The 16,817-nt window shown below is 65.2% G+C and carries 14 protein-coding genes and 1 pseudogene; 8 read left to right on the plus strand and 7 right to left on the minus strand.

Features of this window, described 5'->3' with window-relative positions; genetic code table 11:
• Positions 1–207 precede the first annotated feature (207 nt).
• From EKL94_RS01250 to EKL94_RS01260, 3 genes are read left to right on the plus strand one after another with little or no spacing between them, the layout of a single operon-like run.
• A complete protein-coding gene (locus EKL94_RS01250) occupies positions 208–864 on the plus strand; it encodes a TetR/AcrR family transcriptional regulator (protein ID WP_126927675.1) in 657 nt (218 codons plus the stop codon).
• Complete coding sequence (locus EKL94_RS01255) at positions 864–2,132, plus strand: efflux RND transporter periplasmic adaptor subunit (RefSeq protein WP_126927664.1); 1,269 nt, start codon at positions 864–866, stop codon at positions 2,130–2,132. Before EKL94_RS01250 ends, EKL94_RS01255 begins: the two co-directional genes overlap by 1 nt.
• Before the next feature lie 15 nt (positions 2,133–2,147).
• Complete coding sequence (locus EKL94_RS01260) at positions 2,148–5,321, plus strand: multidrug efflux RND transporter permease subunit (protein ID WP_126927665.1); 3,174 nt, start codon at positions 2,148–2,150, stop codon at positions 5,319–5,321.
• 186 nt (positions 5,322–5,507) lie between these two features.
• Here EKL94_RS01260 and EKL94_RS01265 read toward each other — a convergent pair whose 3' ends face one another.
• Together EKL94_RS01265 and EKL94_RS01270 are read right to left on the minus strand one after the other, a co-directional pair.
• The gene (locus EKL94_RS01265) at positions 5,508–5,795 is read right to left on the minus strand and encodes a hypothetical protein (protein WP_185829972.1); all 288 of its coding nucleotides are present in this window, start codon (positions 5,793–5,795) and stop codon (positions 5,508–5,510) included.
• A gap of 131 nt (positions 5,796–5,926) precedes the next feature.
• Positions 5,927–7,075 carry an acyl-CoA dehydrogenase family protein gene (locus EKL94_RS01270; RefSeq protein ID WP_099605148.1) on the minus strand — a complete coding sequence of 383 codons (1,149 nt, stop codon included), beginning with the start codon at positions 7,073–7,075 and terminating at the stop codon, positions 5,927–5,929.
• 154 nt (positions 7,076–7,229) lie between these two features.
• On the opposite strand from EKL94_RS01270, the gene EKL94_RS01275 reads away from it, so the two are divergent.
• The 4 genes and pseudogenes from EKL94_RS01275 to EKL94_RS22795 form a co-directional block, all read left to right on the plus strand.
• Entirely contained in the window at positions 7,230–8,159 is a 930-nt protein-coding gene (locus EKL94_RS01275; RefSeq protein WP_014037755.1) for an ArsR/SmtB family transcription factor, read from the plus strand.
• Between the two features lie 13 nt (positions 8,160–8,172).
• Positions 8,173–9,267 (plus strand): homocysteine S-methyltransferase family protein, encoded by a 1,095-nt coding sequence (locus tag EKL94_RS01280; RefSeq protein ID WP_126927666.1) that lies wholly within the window; start codon positions 8,173–8,175, stop codon positions 9,265–9,267.
• The gene (metH, locus tag EKL94_RS01285) at positions 9,264–11,948 is read left to right on the plus strand and encodes a methionine synthase (protein WP_126927667.1); all 2,685 of its coding nucleotides are present in this window, start codon (positions 9,264–9,266) and stop codon (positions 11,946–11,948) included. Before EKL94_RS01280 ends, metH begins: the two co-directional genes overlap by 4 nt.
• A gap of 86 nt (positions 11,949–12,034) precedes the next feature.
• Positions 12,035–12,124, plus strand: a pseudogene (locus EKL94_RS22795) (hypothetical protein); the annotation flags it as partial.
• 115 nt (positions 12,125–12,239) lie between these two features.
• On the opposite strand, the gene EKL94_RS01290 reads toward EKL94_RS22795, so the two are convergent.
• The 5 genes from EKL94_RS01290 to EKL94_RS01310 all read right to left on the minus strand — a co-directional run bounded on the left by EKL94_RS01290 (position 12,240) and on the right by EKL94_RS01310 (position 16,203).
• Entirely contained in the window at positions 12,240–12,926 is a 687-nt protein-coding gene (locus tag EKL94_RS01290; protein WP_126927668.1) for a DUF2058 domain-containing protein, read from the minus strand.
• Between the two features lie 10 nt (positions 12,927–12,936).
• Positions 12,937–13,176, minus strand: coding sequence for a SlyX family protein (locus tag EKL94_RS01295; protein WP_019660397.1), 240 nt, complete (start codon positions 13,174–13,176; stop codon positions 12,937–12,939).
• Complete coding sequence (locus EKL94_RS01300) at positions 13,169–14,518, minus strand: UDP-glucose dehydrogenase family protein (RefSeq protein ID WP_126927669.1); 1,350 nt, start codon at positions 14,516–14,518, stop codon at positions 13,169–13,171. The genes EKL94_RS01295 and EKL94_RS01300 overlap by 8 nt, the downstream gene beginning before the upstream one ends.
• 23 nt (positions 14,519–14,541) lie before the next feature.
• Positions 14,542–15,519, minus strand: coding sequence for an FKBP-type peptidyl-prolyl cis-trans isomerase (locus tag EKL94_RS01305; RefSeq protein WP_126927670.1), 978 nt, complete (start codon positions 15,517–15,519; stop codon positions 14,542–14,544).
• A gap of 96 nt (positions 15,520–15,615) precedes the next feature.
• Positions 15,616–16,203, minus strand: coding sequence for a glutathione peroxidase (locus EKL94_RS01310; RefSeq protein ID WP_126927671.1), 588 nt, complete (start codon positions 16,201–16,203; stop codon positions 15,616–15,618).
• A 368-nt stretch (positions 16,204–16,571) separates the two neighbouring features.
• Between EKL94_RS01310 and EKL94_RS22510 the strand changes: the two genes are divergently transcribed.
• A partial coding sequence (locus EKL94_RS22510) for a hypothetical protein (protein WP_126927672.1) occupies positions 16,572–16,817 on the plus strand: 246 nt, incomplete at its 3' end.

A 16,817-nucleotide genomic window follows, 5' to 3' on the forward strand; every position in this document is an offset into this window, starting at 1 on the left:
CCCTACCGCACGAAAAGGCCTTGCTGCAGGACGGAATAACCAGATTCGGGTTTGCTGCGGTTTAGACGCCTATTCAGTTCGCACCGGTATGGTGCTGGCGCCCGCTTCAGCACTGCCGACAGGATCGGCAAAGCGTGTTACCGGAAGACACACGCGGCGACGCCGATTCGATTCCACAATCCTGAACTGGACGGTATAGTCCACCGCGTGAATCCGGCCTACCTCCCCGTTGCCCTCGACGCACGCGATGAGCGCGTGTTCGATGCCGTGCGCGAGCTGCTGGCCCAGCAGGGCATGCAGATGAGCATGGATGCGGTGGCCCAGCATGCCGGCTGCTCCAAGCAGACCCTGTACTCGCGCTACGGCAACAAGCAGGAACTGCTGCGCCGGGTGATGCAGCACCACGTCGGCCACGCCACCGGGGCCATGGTTCGTGCACTCCGCACTGACGACCTGCGTGCCAGCCTGCTCCAGTTCGCCATCGACTTCCTGGAGCACTTCAACCAACCGCACGTAGGCCAGGCCTGCCGGCTGATCGCCGCCGACGCGGCCCAGTTTCCCGAAGAGGCGCGTACGCTGTACCGGCATGGGGCCGGCGCGCTGACGCTTTATCTTGCTGAATGGATTGAAACCGTTTGCAGGCGTGGCCAGCTCCGGCATGACGACCCGCACTTCATGGCCGAACTGCTGCTGAGCATGATTGCCGGTCAGGATTTCGACAAACAACGTTTCCATACCCCCCATCGTGATGACGCGCAGCTGCGTCGGCGCTGGGCAGAGTTCTCCGTCGACAGCTTCCTGCGCGCCTTCGCGCCTCAGCCGTCGGCGGCCCCGTCTTCAAACCAACCCCGGAGTTCCTCCTGATGACCGCCCCACTCCGCACCTTTGCCTTGACGTGCGCCGTTGCTGTCGCGCTGGCTGCCTGCAAGAAGCCGGAACAGCAGACGCCCCCGCCGCCGGAGGTGGGCGTGATCGACGCCAAGCCGCAGACCCTGCCGCTGCAGCGTGAGCTGGTCGGCCGCCTGTCGCCGTTCCGCAGCGCCGACGTGCGTGCGCGCGTGCCGGGCGTACTGCTCAAGCGCGTCTACCAGGAAGGCTCGCAGGTCAAGCAGGGCCAGCCCCTGTTCCTGATCGACCCGGCGCCGCTGCGTGCCTCGCTCAATGCCTCCGAGGCCCAACTGGCCTCGGCCCGCGCCACCTACGCCAATGCCAAGGTGGCGGCAGACCGCGCACGTTCGCTGGCACCGCAGCAGTTCGTCTCCAAGTCCGACCTGGACAACGCCGAATCGGCCGAGCGCACCGCGCTGGCCGCGGTCAAGCAGGCCGAAGCGGCGGTGACATCCTCGCGCATCAGCCTGGGCTATACCGAAGTGACCGCACCGATCAGCGGCGTGGCCAACAAGCAGCAGGTCACCGAGGGCGCACTGGTCGGCCAGGGCGATGTGACCCTGTTGACCACCGTCGACCAGCTCGACCCGCTGTACGTGAACTTCTCGCTGAGCGTGGACGAACTGACCCAGCTGCGCGCGCAGCAGGCCAAGGGCGCGCTGGCGCTGTCGGGTGACGGCAAGGCCACGGTCAACGTCAAGCTGGCCGACGGCACCACCTACAGCGAGCCGGGCACGCTGGACTTCTCTTCGACCACGGTCGACCCGGCCACCGGCGCGGTGTCGCTGCGTGCGCTGCTGCCGAACCCGCAGCAGATCCTGCTGCCGGGTGCCTTCGTCAGCTTCCAGGCCAACCTGGGCGAGCGCAACAACGCCTACCTGGTGCCGCAGCAGGCGCTGCTGCGTGACACCACCGGCGGCTACGTGATGGTGGTCGGTGCCGACGGCAAGGTCGTCCGCAAGAACGTGAAGACCGATGGTGCACAGAACGGCAACTGGCTGGTCAGCGATGGCCTGGCCGCCGGTGACAAGGTGATCGTGGCCGGCGTGCAGAAGGTCAAGGAAGGTGCACCGGCGGTGGCCAAGCCGTGGACCCCGGGGCAGGACGCCAACGGCAAGCCTGCCGCGGGCGGCGCCGCTCCGGCGGGCGCGGCACCAGCCGCAGGCAAGGCACCGGCCGACGCGGCCAAGCCCGAGCAGGCCGATGCGGCCAAGCCGGCCGCCACCGATTCGAACAAGCAGTAACGGGAACCTTCCGTCATGCCTAAATTTTTCATCGAACATCCAGTCTTCGCCTGGGTGGTTGCGATCCTGATCTCGCTCAGCGGCGTGATCGCGATCCTCAACCTGGGCGTGGAGTCCTATCCCAACATCGCCCCACCACAGGTCACCGTCTCGGCGACCTACCCGGGCGCCAGCGCCGACACCACGGAAAAATCGGTCACCCAGGTGATCGAGCAGCAGCTGACCGGTATCGATCATCTGCTGTACTTCAGCTCCTCGTCCGCGTCCAACGGCCGTGCGCAGATCACCCTGACCTTCGAGACCGGTACCGATCCGGACATCGCCCAGGTGCAGGTGCAGAACAAGGTCTCGCTGGCCACGCCACGACTGCCTTCGGAAGTGACCCAGCAGGGCGTGGTGGTGGCCAAGGCCAACGCCGGCTTCCTGATGGTGATCGCGCTGCAGTCCGATACGCCGGCCATCAACCGTGATGCCCTGAACGACATCGTCGGTTCGCGCGTGCTCGACCAGGTCTCGCGTATCCCCGGCGTCGGCAGCACCCAGCAGTTCGGTTCCGAGTACGCCATGAACATCTGGCTCAACCCGGAAAAGATGCAGGGTTACGGCCTGTCGGCCAGCCAGGTGCTGGCGGCAGTGCGCGCGCAGAACGTGCAGTTCGCCGCCGGTGCGCTGGGTTCGGACCCATCGCCGGAAGGCCAGCACTTCACCGCCACGGTCTCGGCTGAAGGCCGCTTCAGTTCGCCGCAGGAGTTCGAGAACATCATCCTGCGCGCGAATCCTGACGGCTCGCGGGTGCTGATGAAGGACATCGCCCGCGTCGCATTCGGCGCCAACAACTACGGCTTCGACACCCAGTACAACGGCAAGCCGACCGGCGCCTTCGCCATCCAGCTGCTGCCGGGCGCCAACGCCCTGAACGTGGCCGATGCGGTGCGCGCCAAGATGGACGAGCTGCAGCCCAGCTTCCCGTCCGGCGTGACCTGGTTCTCGCCGTACGACAGCACCACCTTCGTCAAGATCTCGATCCAGGAAGTGGTCAAGACACTGTTCGAGGCAGTGTTCCTGGTGTTCCTGGTGATGCTGATCTTCCTGCAGAACTTCCGCGCCACCCTGATCCCGACCCTGGTCATCCCGGTGGCCCTGCTCGGTACCTTCCTGGGCATGTGGATGATCGGCTTCACGATCAACCAGCTGACCCTGTTCGCGATGGTGCTGGCGATCGGCATCGTGGTCGATGACGCGATCGTGGTGATCGAGAACGTCGAACGTATCATGACCGAGGAGGGCCTGGCGCCGAAACCGGCCACGCAGAAGGCGATGACCCAGATCACCGGCGCGGTGGTGGCGATCACCGTCGTGCTGGCTGCGGTGTTCATCCCGTCCGCCCTGCAGGGCGGCGCCGCCGGTGAGATCTACAAGCAGTTCGCGCTGACCATCGCCATCTCGATGGCGTTCTCGGCGTTCCTGGCCCTGGGCTTCACGCCGGCGCTGTGCGCGACCTTCCTCAAGCCGACGCACAACGACAACCCGAACATCGTCTACCGCACCTTCAACAAGTACTACGACAAGATCAGCCACACCTATGTGGGCCACATCACCTCCGCGGTGCGCCATGCGCCGCGCTGGATGATTCTGTTCGTGGTGCTTACCGCACTGTGTGGCTTCCTGTTCACCCGCATGCCGGGCAGCTTCCTGCCGGAAGAAGACCAGGGCTATGCGCTGGCGATCGTGCAGCTGCCGCCGGGCTCGACCAAGGGCCAGACCAACGAGGTGTTCGCGCAGATGCGTGGCATCCTGGAAAAGCAGGATGGCTATGAAGGCATGCTGCAGGTGGCCGGTTTCAGCTTCGTCGGTTCCGGCGAGAACGTGGGCATGGGCTTCATCCGCCTGAAGCCGTGGGAGGAACGCAAGTTCACCGCGCCCGAGTTCATCCAGAACATGAACGGCGCGTTCTACGGCATCAAGGAAGCGCAGATCTTCGTGGTTAACCTGCCCACCGTGCAGGGCCTCGGCCAGTTCGGCGGCTTCGACATGTGGCTGCAGGACCGCAGCGGTGCCGGCTACGAACAGCTGACCCAGGCGCGCAACATCCTGCTCGGCCAGGCCGCGCAGAAGCCGGACCATCTGGTGGGCGTACGCCCGAACGGCCTGGAGAACGCCCCGCAGCTGCAGCTGCATGTCGATCGCGTGCAGGCGCAGTCGATGGGCATGTCGGTGTCGGACGTGTACAGCACCATCCAGCTGATGCTGGCCCCGGTGTACGTGAACGACTTCTTCTACGAAGGCCGCATCAAGCGCGTGACCATGCAGGCCGATGGTCCGTACCGCACCGGCCAGGAGTCGCTGAAGAGCTTCTACAGCCCGTCCAGCCTGACCAAGAACGCCGATGGCACCAATTCGATGATCCCGCTGAACACGGTGGTCAAGTCCGAATGGGTGTCGGCGTCGCCGTCGCTGAGCCGCTACAACGGCTACTCGGCGATCAACATCGTCGGCTCGCAGGCACCGGGCACCAGCTCGGGTGAGGCGATGCAGACCATGGAAGGCATCGTCAACGACGATCTGCCGGCCGGCTTCGGCTACGACTGGTCGGGCATGTCCTACCAGGAAATCCTGGCCGGCAATGCCGCGACGCTGCTGCTGGTGCTGTCGATCGTGGTGGTGTTCCTGTGCCTGGCCGCGCTGTATGAAAGCTGGTCGATCCCGGTGGCGGTGCTGCTGGTGGTGCCGCTGGGCGTCCTCGGCGCGCTCGCCCTGTCGATGATGCGCGGCCTGCCCAACGATCTGTTCTTCAAGATCGGCCTGATCACCGTGATCGGCCTGGCCGCGAAGAACGCGATCCTGATCGTCGAGTTCGCGGTGGAGCAGCGCGCAGCAGGCAGGACCCTGCGTGATGCCACCATCGAGGCGGCACGCCTGCGTTTCCGACCGATCCTGATGACCTCGTTCGCGTTCATCATGGGCGTGATCCCGATGGCGATCTCCACCGGCGCCGGCGCCAATTCCCGTCACGCCATCGGTACCGGCGTGATCGGCGGCATGCTGTTCGCCACCCTGCTCGGCCTGCTGATGATCCCGGTGTTCTTCGTGGTCGTGCGCCGCATGCTGGGCGACAAGCTGGATGAATCCTCCAAGGAATTCATGGAGCGCCAGCGCGACGCGGAAGCCGCGCATCGTCCGGATCGTTGATCCGGCGGTGAGCTGAAACGAACAGGCCCCGGAGTGATCCGGGGCCTTTTTTCTTGCCGCTCTTGAATCCATGCCAACCAAGGTTGGCATCTACCAGGGCAACTGCATGCCCGAAGGTTGGCATCCACCAGAGCAACGGCATGCCCGGTAGCCGCCAACCTTGGTTGGCGCTGTTCGGGCAACCTCTCAGCGCAGCAGCGCAACCATCACGCATACCACCACGAAAGCCAGTGCAGCCCATTGCATCGGCACAAAAAAGAAATGATGGGGTGCGGCCTCGCCCTTCTGCCGGGGCGCACGGTTGAGCCACAGGCCCAGCAATACGTTCACCGCTGCACCGATGCCTGCACCCAACAGAACCTGCGGCAGCGGAGTGTTGCCCCCGGGGCCTTCATGCGGAAAGAAGTACGCCAGCAGCAGGATGGCTGCAATCGGCGTCACCAGCGTCATGAATCCCCAGCCACGAAAGATCATTCTTGCAGACCGCGTAAAAACCGGCCTGCATTGGACCAGACCGGGTATCGCTCGGCCAAGAAGCCCGTGTATCCACGCATGGCGTGGATCTACTGGCCGCGCCGCCGTTGCAGCGGCGCGGCCGATCGAACTCAACGCAGCCCGGTCTCGTTGCGTGCGATCACCAGGCGCTGGATTTCCGAGGTGCCCTCGTAGATCTCGGTGATCTTGGCATCACGGAAGTAGCGTTCCAGCGGCATTTCCTTGGAGTATCCCATGCCGCCGTGGATCTGCACGGCCTGGTGGGTGATCCACATCGCCGCTTCCGAGGCGGTCAGCTTGGCCACCGCCGCTTCAGTGCTGAAGCGCTTGCCCTGGCCCTTCACCCATGCGGCGCGCAGGGTCAGCAGCAGCGCTGCGTCCAGCTTGCACTTCATGTCGGCGATCTTGGCCTGGGTCATCTGGAAGGTGCCGATGGCCGCGCCGAACGCCTTGCGCTCCTTCACGTATTCCAGGGTCGCCTCATAGGCGGCACGGGCGATACCGATGGCCTGCGAGGCGATACCGATGCGGCCAGCATCGAGCACGCTCATGGCGATCTTGAAGCCTTCGCCTTCCTGGCCCAGCACGTCTTCGGCCTGCGCCACGTAATCGTTGAACTCGATCTCGCAGGTGGCCGAAGCGCGGATGCCCAGCTTCGGCTCGGTCTTGCCGCGACCGAAGCCAGCCTTGTCGGTATCGATGATGAAGGCGGTGATGCCGCGCGCGCCCTTGTCCGGCTCGCTCATCGCGAACAGCACGATGTACCTGGCCACCGGGCCGGAGGTGATCCAGCTCTTCTTGCCGTTGATGACGAAGGTGCCGTCGGCCTGCTTCACCGCGCGGCAGCGCATGGCCGTGGCGTCCGAACCGGACTGCGGCTCGGTCAGCGCGAACGCGCCGATGGCCGTGCCTTCGGCGATGGCACGCACGTAGGTCTGCTTCTGCTGCTCGGTACCGTGGGTGAGGATGCCGTTGCAGAACAGCGAGTTGTTGACCGACATGATGGTCGAGTGGGCTGCGTCGGCGGCGGCGACCTCCACCATCGCCAGCACGTACGCAACCGGGTCCATGCCCGCGCCACCGTACTCGGTCGGCACTTCGATGCCCATCAGCCCGTTCTCACCAAGCAGGCGGATGTTGTCCAGCGGGAACTCGCCGGTACGGTCATGGTGCTCCGCGCTCGGGGCGATCTTCTCCTGCGCGATGCGCCGCGCAACGTCCTGCAGCATCAACTGCTCTTCGGTAAAGCTGAAATCCACAACACCCTCCCGGGTACATGAAGTTATGGGCCACATTACGGTGCGCCCAGGTGCCCCGATTGTACCGGGGCCCGGCTGCTTCCGTACGCTGGCGACTTGACCGCGGCGGGCCGTCTCAGCGAATATATCTCTATATCGCGATAGGTAGATATTTATGGATCTTGAAGACTGGTCGACCCGCCTGAAGGTGTTCGCCGATGCGACCCGCGTGCGCCTGCTGGCGCTGCTGGAGCAGGAGGAACTGACCGTGGCCGAACTGTCGGCGATCACCCGGCTGGCACAGCCGCGCGTGTCCACCCACCTGGCGCGCCTGAAGGAAGCCGGCCTGGTCCGCGACCGCCGTGCGGGCGTGTCGGCCTATTACCGCTTCGACGAGGCCCAGCTGGACCCGGCGCAGCGTGCATTGTGGCATGCCTTGAGCAACGGAAGCGACGACCCGCTGCTGCGACAGGACGCTGAACGTGTCGCCGCCGTGCTGGCCCACCGCGCCTCGGACCAGAACTGGGCCGACAGCGTGGCCGGTGACATGGAACGCCACTACTCGCCTGGCCGCACCTGGGAGGCGCTGGCGCGTACCGCGCTGCCGCTGCTGGAGACCGGCGACGTGCTCGATATCGCCTCCGGTGACGGCGTGCTGGCCGAACTGGTCGCCCCGCATGCCAAGCGCTACATCTGCATCGACACCAGCGCGCGCGTGGTTGCCGCCGCCAGCGAGCGCCTGCGCCGCCTGCCCAATGTGGAAGTGCGCGAGGGCGACATGCATGCACTGCCATTCAAGGACGGCAGCTTCGACCTGGTGGTGCTGATGCACGCGCTGACCTATGCCAGCAAACCGGCGCAGGCGGTGACCGAAGCCGCACGCGTGCTGCGCCCCGGTGGCCGCCTGCTGCTGTGCAGCCTGGCTCGCCACGAGCACAAGGCAGCGGTGGAGGCATACGGCCACGTCAACCTTGGTTTCAGTGACAAGGAGCTGCGCAAGTTCGTCGACAAGGCCGGCCTGCAGGTGTCCAGCCTGGAGACGGTCACCCGCGAGAAGCGTCCGCCACACTTCGAAGTGATTTCGCTGATCGCCAACAAGCCCTGAGCCCGAGACCGCCATGCCTGCCATGCCCTGGTTGCATCCTGATCGTGCCAACGCCCTGCTCGACGCCCTGCGCGAGCGGATCCTGATCATCGACGGCGCGATGGGTACGATGATCCAGCGCCATGGCCTGCAGGAAGACGATTACCGTGGCGAACGCTTCGCCGGTGGCTACGATCACAGCCATGGCCCCGGCTGCGACCACGGCACGCCGGAGGGCCATGACCTGAAGGGCAACAATGATCTGCTGCTGCTGACCCGGCCGCAGATCGTCGCCGACATCCATACCGCCTACCTGGAAGCGGGCGCGGATCTGGTCGAGACCAACACCTTCAACGCCACCTCGGTCAGCCAGGCCGACTACCACCTCGAGCACCTGGTGTACGAGCTGAACAAGGCTGGCGCAGCCGTTGCACGCGCCTGCTGCGATGCGGTGGCCGCAACCACGCCGGGCAAACCGCGCTTCGTGATCGGGGTGATCGGTCCCACCAGCCGCACCGCCTCGATCAGCCCCGATGTCAACGATCCAGGCTTCCGCAACACCAGCTTCGACGAACTGCGCGACACGTATCGCGAAGCCATCGAAGGCCTGATCGACGGCGGCGCCGACACCCTCATGGTCGAGACCATCTTCGATACGCTCAATGCCAAGGCCGCGCTGTATGCGCTGGAAGAAGCGTTCGACGCGCGTGGCGCACGCCTGCCGGTGATGATCTCCGGCACCATCACCGATGCCTCGGGGCGCACCCTGTCCGGGCAGACCGCCGAAGCGTTCCACGCCTCGCTGGCGCATGCGCGGCCGCTGTCGATCGGGCTGAACTGCGCGCTGGGGGCGGAAGCGATGCGCCCGCATGTGGAAACCCTTGCACAGGTCGCCGGCTGTTACGTCAGCGCCCACCCCAACGCGGGCCTGCCCAATGCCTTTGGCGAGTACGACGAGACCCCCGAAGAGATGGCCGTCACCCTGCGCGGCTTCGCCGAGGATGGCCTGTTGAACCTGGTCGGCGGCTGCTGCGGCTCCACCCCCGAGCACATCCGCGCCATCGCCCAGGCGGTGGCCGGGCTGCCGCCGCGCGCCCTGCCCGCCGCCCAGGAGCAGCAGGCCGCATGAGCACCTCGCCCTACACCCGCCTGTCCGGCCTGGAGCCGCTGGTCATCACCCCGGACCTGCTGTTCATCAACGTCGGCGAACGCACCAACGTCACCGGCAGTGCGCAGTTCCGCAAGCTCATCAAGGAAGGCCGCTACGAAGAAGCGGTGGACGTGGCCCATCAGCAGGTGGCCAGCGGCGCGCAGATCCTCGACGTCAACATGGACGAGGGCCTGATCGATTCGGAGGCGGCGATGACCCGCTATCTCAACCTGATCATGTCCGAACCGGATATCGCCCGCATCCCGGTGATGGTCGACTCCTCCAGGTGGAGCGTGATCGAGGCCGGCCTGAAGTGCCTGCAGGGCAAGAGCGTGGTCAACTCGATCTCGCTGAAGGAAGGCGAGGCGCTGTTCCGCGAACACGCACGCAAGGTCCTGCGCTATGGTGCCGCTGCGGTGGTGATGGCCTTCGACGAAAGCGGGCAGGCCGATACCTGCGCGCGCAAGGTCGAGATCTGCACCCGCGCCTACCGCATCCTCGTCGACGAGATCGGCTTCCCGCCGCAGGACATCATCTTCGACCCGAATATCTTTGCCGTCGCCACCGGTATCGAAGAACACGACAACTATGCGGTCGACTTCATCGAAGCCACCCGCACCATCAAGCAGACCCTGCCGCACTGCCATGTCTCCGGCGGCGTCTCCAACGTCTCGTTCTCGTTCCGTGGCAACGAAACGGTTCGCCAGGCCATCCACTCGGTGTTCCTGTACCACGCCATCGCCGCCGGCATGGACATGGGTATCGTCAACGCCGGCGCGATGCCGATCTACGACGAACTGGAACCGGAGCTGCGTGAGCGCGTGGAGGATGTGATCCTCAACCGCCGCAGTGATGCCACCGAGCGCCTGCTGGAAATCGCCGAGCGCTACAAGGGCAAGAAGGGCGCGGCGAAGACCGAAGACCTGGCCTGGCGCGAAAAGCCGGTGGCACAGCGCCTGGCACATGCGCTGGTACACGGCATGGATGCCTTCGTGGAAGAAGACACCGAACTGGCCCGACAGGCCTCCAGCCGCCCGCTGGACGTGATCGAAGGCCCGTTGATGGATGGCATGAACGTGGTCGGCGACCTGTTCGGCGCCGGCAAGATGTTCCTGCCGCAGGTGGTGAAATCCGCGCGCGTGATGAAGAAGGCGGTGGCCTACCTGCTGCCGTACATCGAAGCGGAAAAGGCGCGCAGTGGCGACACCGCCAAGAGCAACGGCAAGATCATCATGGCCACGGTGAAGGGCGATGTGCATGACATCGGCAAGAACATCGTCGGCGTGGTCCTGGCCTGCAACAATTTCGAAGTGGTCGACCTTGGCGTGATGGTGCCGGCGCAGAAGATCCTCGATGCCGCCCGCGAACACAACGCCGACCTGATCGGCCTGTCCGGACTGATCACTCCGTCGCTGGAGGAGATGAGCCACGTCGCCCGCGAGATGCAGCGCCAGGGCTTCGAGCTGCCGCTGCTGATCGGTGGCGCCACTACGTCGCGTGCGCATACCGCGCTGAAGATCGACCCGCATTACAAGGCGCCCACGGTGTGGGTGAAGGATGCCTCGCGCGCGGTCGGCGTGGCCCAGTCGCTGATCTCGCGCGACCTGCGCGAGGCCTTCGTTGCCGCCAACGAGGCCGACTATGCCGAGATCCGTGCCCGCCACCGAAATCGTGGCGATGCCAAGCGCCTGGTCACGCTGGAACATGCACGCGGGCAGAAATTCCAGGGGGGATGGGACAGCTACACGCCGCCGGCTCCGAACCAGCCCGGCCTGCACGTATTCGACGACTACCCGCTGGCCGAACTGGTCGACTACATCGACTGGACGCCGTTCTTCCAGGCCTGGGAGCTGGCCGGCAAGTTCCCGGCCATCCTCACCGATGAGATCGTCGGCCCCCAGGCCAGCGATCTGTACAAGGATGCCCGCGCGATGCTCGAGCGCATCGTCGGCGAAAAGTGGCTGACCGCCAAGGCCGTGTTCGGCCTGTGGCCGGCCAACAGCGTCGGCGACGACGTGCGCGTGCAGCACCCGCAGGGCGAGACCACCCTGCACTTCCTGCGCCAGCAGGTGGACAAGCCGGCCGAGCGCCCGGACTTCTGCCTGGCCGATTTCATCGCGCCGGCCGACAGCGGCAAGCAGGACTGGATCGGCGCCTTCGCCGTCACTGCCGGTATCGGCATCGACGCGCATGTGGCGCGCTTCGAAGCCGACCATGACGACTACAACGCGATCCTGCTGAAGGCACTGGCCGACCGCTTCGCCGAAGCGCTGGCCGAGCGCCTGCACCAGCGCGTGCGTACCGACTTCTGGGGCCATGAGCGCACCGAGACGCTGGACAACGAAGCCCTGATCGACGAGCAGTACCGCGGCATCCGACCGGCCCCCGGGTACCCGGCCTGCCCCGAGCACAGCGAGAAGCGCCGCCTGTTCGACCTGCTGCAGGCCGAAGCGAATGCCGGCATGGAACTGACCGAGAGCTTCGCGATGCTGCCTACGGCCGCCGTCTCGGGCTACTACTTCAGCCACCCGCAGAGCCAGTACTTCGTGGTCGGCCGCCTCAGCCGCGAACAGGTCAGCGACTACGCCCGCCGCAAAGGCGTGGACCGCGCCCAGGCCGAGCGCTGGCTGGCCTCCAACCTCGACTACGATCCCGAATGACACAGAAAGGGGACGGAGGGGATTAAGTCGTTTTGGGCACAAACGACTTAATCCCCTCCGTCCCCTTTTCGCTTCATCATTGCGCGATGGCTGTCCCCGTTGCCTGCCTCTCCAGCTTCTACCTGTTCTATTACGCGGCGCTCGGTGCGTTCACCCCGTACTGGAGCCTGTCCCTTGCAATACATCTTCGCACTGAGCCTGCCACTGATCCGCGCACGGTATAGTGGCAGCCGCAACGCGCAATGAAAACGCCGGGCATAGCCCGGCGCTCTCACCAACCAACAGTTCCCTTTACCAGACCAGGTCGTCCGGCACCTGGTACTGCGGGTCCGCGTACGGATCTTCCTCGGCCGGCGCATTTGGATCGACCTTCAGCGCCACCGAGGCGGCGAACACCGCTTCGGACTGCGCCAGCACATCGGCGGTCACCAGCAGGTAGCGGCCATTGAGCTGGACCACGCCCAGCTCACCGGCATTGAGCGCGGTCAGCTGTTCGGCGGTCACGTAGATGCGCTTGATCTTGCCGCCATACGGGAAGTGGCGGGCGATGTCCGCTGCCTCGGCATTGAGGCTCTTGTCCTTCAGCAGTTCTTCCAGCTTGGCCTTCGCCTCGCGGCGTACGCGTGCTTCTTCCTGCTTCAGGCGCTCGGTCTCGATGCGCTCTTCCTTCTCCCGCTGCGCACGGATGGCATAGGCCTTGGCCAGGTCCATCTCTTCGGCGCTGCGCGGCTTGCGCGGGCCCTGCTGCCCCTGGCCACCACGCGCATGCCCGCCGGGCTTGCCCGCACCACCATGGCCATGCCCGCGACGCTCACCGGGCTTGTGCTCGCCCTTGCCTGCGCCCTGCGGCTTTCCATTGCCGTTGCCACCCTTGCCCTGCGGGCGGCCATCACGGCGGGGGCCATCATTCTTGCGCTCGGGCTTGGGCGCGGGCTTGAAGCCCAGGCCCATCAGCTGGTCGCGGAGGGTATCGCTCATAGGATTCGGATCAGTAGTGCGGCGGCGGCGGTTCGCTCGCCGGATCGGAAGAATTCAGTGCGTTGCGGACCTTGCCCAGGTCTTCCAGCAGCACGCGCAGCACATCGGCGTTGCGCATGCCCTGCATGCGGGCATCAGCCAGCGCATCGCTCAGCTCGGCCAGCGCCTGTTCCTGGAAGGACACGCGCATTTCCAGCTCGACCAGGCGCGCTTCCAGCGCCTGCTCGCGTTCGGTGGGCAGATCAGACATGCAGCGAGCGCCCCCGGCCAATGCCGTAGTACGCAAGACCAGCGGCTTCCACGTCGCTCGGCTCATACAGGTTGCGACCGTCGAACACCACTGCGTCCTTCAACTGCTCGCGCAGCTTCTGGAAGTCGGGGCTGCGGAACTGCTTCCACTCGGTGACCACCACCAGCGCGTCGGCACCCTGCAGCGCTTCGCCTGCCGTGCTGCAGAACGTGAGGTCGTCGCGCTCACCGAAGATGCGCTGCGATTCATGCATCGCTTCCGGGTCGTAGGCACGCACCGTGGCACCGCCTTCCCAGAGCTGGGCCAGCAGGCGACGGCTGGAGGCCTCACGCATGTCGTCGGTGTTCGGCTTGAAGGCCAGGCCCCATACGGCGAAGGTCTTTCCGCGCACGCCTTCGTCCTCGCCCTTGTCGTAATGACGCTGGATGAGAGCGAACAGATGGCCCTTCTGTGCATCGTTGACCGCTTCAACGGCATTGAGCAGCTTCGGCTCCAGGCCATACTGCTGGGCGGTACGGGCCAGTGCCTGCACGTCCTTCGGGAAGCACGAGCCACCGTAGCCGGCGCCCGGGTAGATGAAGTGCCAGCCGATGCGCGGGTCCGAGCCGATGCCCTGGCGGACCTGCTCGACATCGGCACCGACGCGTTCTGCGATGTTGGCGATTTCATTCATGAACGAAATCTTGGTTGCCAGCATCGCATTGGCGGCGTACTTGGTCAGTTCGGCCGAACGCACGTCCATTTCCACCACGCGGTCGTGGTTGCGGTTGAACGGCGCGTACAGGCGACGCATCACCGCCACCGACTCTTCGTTCGCCGCACCGATGATGATGCGGTCCGGGCGCATGCAGTCCGCAACCGCATCGCCTTCCTTCAGGAATTCCGGGTTGGAAACCACGTCGAAGGCGATATCCGCGCCACGCGCGGCCAGCTCTTCGGCAATGGCCGCACGCACCTTGTCAGCGGTGCCGACCGGCACCGTCGACTTGTTGACCACCACGGTCGGCACACTCATGTGCCGACCAATGGTTCGGGCTACGGCAAGCACGTATTGAAGATCGGCACTGCCATCCTCGTCCGGCGGCGTACCAACGGCGATGAACACCACCTGGCCATGATCGATGGCGGCCGCGGCATCCGTGGTGAACGCCAGCCGCGCTGCGGCATGGTTGGCCTTCACCATCGGCTCCAGGCCGGGTTCATAGATCGGGATGATGCCCTGGTTGAGGCCATCCACCTTGGCCTGGTCGATATCGACACAGACCACCTGATGACCAACATCGGCCAGGCAGGTACCGGTCACCAGTCCAACGTAGCCGGTACCAAAAATCGCAACGCGCATATCCGTATTCGCTCCTGAATGACTTACGGCAGAACGCCCAGCAGCTCGACGTCGAACGTCAGAGTTGCGTTCGGGCCGATCGGGCCGCCCGGGGTGCCGTTCTCACCGTAGGCGAGTTCGCCCGGGATCCAGAAGCGGTACTTCGAACCGACCGGCATCAGCGCGACGCCTTCGGTCCAGCCCTTGATCACCTGGTCCAGACCGAACTCGGCCGGCTGGCGGCCATAGGAACTGTCGAACACGGTGCCGTTGAGCAGCTTGCCTTCGTAGTTCACGCGCACCTTGCTGCTCGGCAGCGGGCGCTCGCCGCTACCCGGGCGGATCACCTGGTACTGCAGCCCCGACGAGGTGGTCACCACGCCCGGCTGGGTCTTGTTCTTGGCCAGGAACGCGTTGCCTTCCGTGCGGTTGGTCTGCGCAGCCTGAGCGGCCTTGGCCTGCATTTCAGCCTGCTTGGTGCCCATGAAGGCCTGGATGGTGGCGGTCGCGTCAGCTTCCGTCATCTTCGGCTGGCCCTTGGTCAGGCCGGTGCTGATTGCGTCAAACAGCGAGGCGACATCGATATCGTCCTTCAGCTGCGCCAGCGACGGGCCCACCGAGTAGGAGCCGATCATCTGCGACACCTTGACGCGGTCGACCTTCGGCGGCTGCGAACCCGGTGCCACGCCCGGCACCTGCTGGCCGCTGCGGGCCATCACGACCTGGCGCAGCGCGGCATCGGTGGCCTTGGCCTGTTCCTGGGTGATCTGCGGCTGCAGGCCCTCGAACGAACGCTCGACGGCGGTGCGCAGGGCGGCCACATCGATCTCTTCGGCGATCGGGGTGAACGACTTGGCGACATCAAGGCCGATGGCGTAGCCGAGCTTCTGCTTGGGGGAATTCAAGGTTGCGGTCTCCTTGGCGGCTGCGGGGGCAGCCGGTTGTTGCGACAGAGCGACACCCGAAGTGCCCATCGCCAGAATCAGAACCGACGCCGCGGCGCCGCGCATTCCCATCTTCATTCGCTGCATTCCTGGAAGTGTCTGGGCGCCGACGTCGGCGCGAAAAGAAGCATTGTCGCACGCATGCCGTCGATGTCGAGGCATGCGTGCCGGATATCAATGCGTGGCGGCTGCCGCCAGCGCCTTGTCGATGGCTGCGGTCAGCTGCGGATCGTCCGGCGTCACCTTGCTGGCGAACTGGGCGATGACCTTGCCATCGCGGCCCACGAGGTACTTGTGGAAGTTCCAGGCCGGCGCAACGCCGGTCGCTGCGGTCAGCCGCTGGTACAGCGGCGTGGCCTGCGTACCGACCACATGCACCTTCTCGAACATCGGGAACTTGACGCCGTAGGTCAGGGTGCAGAAGTCCTGGATCTGCTTCTCGTCTCCCGGTTCCTGGCCCTTGAAGTCATTGGAAGGGAAGCCCAGCACCGCAAAACCGCGGCCTGCATAACGCTTCTGCAGCGCCTCCAGCCCTTCGTACTGCGGCGTGTAGCCACACTTGCTGGCGGTGTTGACCACCAGCAGCACCTGCCCGTGATAGCGCTGCTGCAGATTCACCTGCTGTTTGCTGGCCAACGGCCGGTATTCCAGATCGAGCAGGTCGGCCGCCAGCGAACTGGCGGAACCGGCGGCGCCGGCCACCATCAGGGCCAGCAGGGACAGGCCGCGCAGGCGGCACGGGGAAACGGTCGGCAGGGGCATCAGAGGCGGTCCGCGGTAGCCATTCACAAGGCCCGGCCAGTGCTGGCCGGGAATCGGCCGAACTATAGCACCGGGCTCCGGAGCCCCTGATGGCACGGGCCCACCGCGGGCTTTGCGCGGCGTGGCGAATGTGCCGCCCGGGCGCCATCGAAGGCGCAGTGATGCCATAGCATGGACATCACTGAATGGATGGCGGCCCCGGGAAGATCCCTGCGGCAGTTTTATTTCCCTTTGAAATCAATCGAATAAAGGGATATTTCAGCAATCTGACCACCCCTGCCATCAGTTGGGGAGGGCAAGGGGTTGCACGTAGGCGTGCCGGTGTTATAGTTGCATACAACACCAGTCACCTGAGACAGGGGGAAGCCATGAACGTCCGGATCCGTCGCAACCTCACCGCACCCGCGGCCGTCGCTGTTTCGACCCTGCTCGTGCTGGCCTGGTGGGCCACGCCCACCGCCCCTGCTTCTGCCGCTGCTGAAGGTGCGCAGGACGCAACGCTCTCCCCGGCAATGAACGCCTCCTCCCCCCCGTTCTCGTTTCACCATCTCCGACCCCACGAGCAGGACCTCTATTCTTTATACCCTCTCTTGTTTGAAAAAAAAAAAAATATA

It is taken from the genome of Stenotrophomonas maltophilia (assembly GCF_003970865.1).
Classification (GTDB): Bacteria; Pseudomonadota; Gammaproteobacteria; order Xanthomonadales; family Xanthomonadaceae; genus Stenotrophomonas; species Stenotrophomonas maltophilia_AR.

Excerpts from the sequence above, each read along its gene's own strand:
- EKL94_RS01260 (WP_126927665.1), top strand. The coding sequence starts at position 2,148 with ATGCCTAAATTTTTCATCGAACATCCAGTCTTCGCCTGGGTGGTTGCG.
- EKL94_RS01310 (WP_126927671.1), bottom strand. The coding sequence starts at position 16,203 with ATGCCCCTGCCGACCGTTTCCCCGTGCCGCCTGCGCGGCCTGTCCCTG.
- EKL94_RS01255 (WP_126927664.1), top strand. The coding sequence starts at position 864 with ATGACCGCCCCACTCCGCACCTTTGCCTTGACGTGCGCCGTTGCTGTC.
- metH (WP_126927667.1), top strand. The coding sequence starts at position 9,264 with ATGAGCACCTCGCCCTACACCCGCCTGTCCGGCCTGGAGCCGCTGGTC.
- EKL94_RS01300 (WP_126927669.1), bottom strand. The coding sequence starts at position 14,518 with ATGCGCGTTGCGATTTTTGGTACCGGCTACGTTGGACTGGTGACCGGT.
- EKL94_RS01290 (WP_126927668.1), bottom strand. The coding sequence starts at position 12,926 with ATGAGCGATACCCTCCGCGACCAGCTGATGGGCCTGGGCTTCAAGCCC.
- EKL94_RS01295 (WP_019660397.1), bottom strand. The coding sequence starts at position 13,176 with ATGTCTGATCTGCCCACCGAACGCGAGCAGGCGCTGGAAGCGCGCCTG.
- EKL94_RS01275 (WP_014037755.1), top strand. The coding sequence starts at position 7,230 with ATGGATCTTGAAGACTGGTCGACCCGCCTGAAGGTGTTCGCCGATGCG.
- EKL94_RS01265 (WP_185829972.1), bottom strand. The coding sequence starts at position 5,795 with ATGATCTTTCGTGGCTGGGGATTCATGACGCTGGTGACGCCGATTGCA.
- EKL94_RS01280 (WP_126927666.1), top strand. The coding sequence starts at position 8,173 with ATGCCTGCCATGCCCTGGTTGCATCCTGATCGTGCCAACGCCCTGCTC.
- EKL94_RS01305 (WP_126927670.1), bottom strand. The coding sequence starts at position 15,519 with ATGAAGATGGGAATGCGCGGCGCCGCGGCGTCGGTTCTGATTCTGGCG.